This is a genomic window from Mesorhizobium sp. M7A.F.Ca.US.005.03.2.1 (assembly GCF_003997795.1).
GTDB lineage: Bacteria > Pseudomonadota > Alphaproteobacteria > Rhizobiales > Rhizobiaceae > Mesorhizobium > Mesorhizobium ciceri.
This window is the reverse complement of the sequence record NZ_RZRP01001393.1, coordinates 1-883: the sequence shown is the minus strand read 5'-3', so window position 1 is coordinate 883 and position 883 is coordinate 1. Positions and strand designations below refer to the sequence as shown.

Annotated in this window: 1 protein-coding gene; it reads left to right on the top strand. The window is 57.4% G+C overall.

Going from position 1 to position 883, the window contains the following annotated elements; all coding sequences use genetic code 11:
- Positions 1–219: 219 nt before the first annotated feature.
- Positions 220–801, top strand: a complete 582-nt coding sequence (locus EN991_RS38025; RefSeq protein ID WP_063169998.1) for a TadE/TadG family type IV pilus assembly protein — start codon at positions 220–222, stop codon at positions 799–801.
- The last annotated feature ends 82 nt before the right edge of the window (positions 802–883 follow it).

Genomic DNA, 883 nt, shown 5'->3' with positions numbered 1-883 from the left:
GTCCTGCACGCCGTATTGCGAAAGCTCCTACAAGAGCGAAGCGGAGAAGTCTTCCGAGGCGGAGATGAGCGTCAGCCGATAGGTGGCGTGACCGGCTGCCGGTGCGGTTATTGGCCGGTTAAGAGGCCTGCGCCGACTTTAACGATCATCCAAACCGGACCTCAATCGGTTTGCGTTAATGGTCCTTCCGAGACCGCATAGAGATCGGCAGGATCGGACATGAGCAAGGGATACGGCCGCGCAGGCGACCACAAAGTGAGATGCCCAAGGTTTTTCGCCCGTTTTCTTCGTGACCGGCGCGGCGCCACGGCAATCGAATTCGCGATCCTTTCAGTCCCCTTCGCGCTGCTTGTCTTCGCCATTCTGGAAAGCTGCATCTCGTTTGCCGCGCAGGAAGTGATGGCCAACATCACCGACGATGTCGCGCGCAAGCTTCGCACCGGCCAGTTGAGGGCGGTTGACGTCGCCGGAACCAACTTGCGGGACATGATCTGCACAAAACTGCAGATCATCGTTTCCCAGGATTGTCCCAATCAACTGCTGGTGGATCTTCGCCAATATACATCGTTCGCGGATGCGGCCACGGCCGGCTTCAAGATCCAGAACGGCGATGTCGTATTGACGAAAGGCACCGCAACCCAGTCGTTTTCAGTGACAGCGGGTGCGGCGGAGTCGAGGAACATGCTGCGGGTCTTTTACAAATGGCCGATCATGACCGACCTGCTGGCCAAATCAATGGGCGGCAACAAGACGCTGCACTTCGCATCGGTGACCTGGCAGAACGAACCGTTCGACAACTGAGCGGAATGCACGAGCAGTATAAGAAAAGGGCAATGGGCATGATGCGTGCGGGGCACATCTTATGATTACGGGAGTTTGGCGG

Coding starts and splice junctions, on each gene's coding strand:
- EN991_RS38025 (WP_063169998.1), top strand. CDS start 220: ATGAGCAAGGGATACGGCCGCGCAGGCGACCACAAAGTGAGATGCCCA.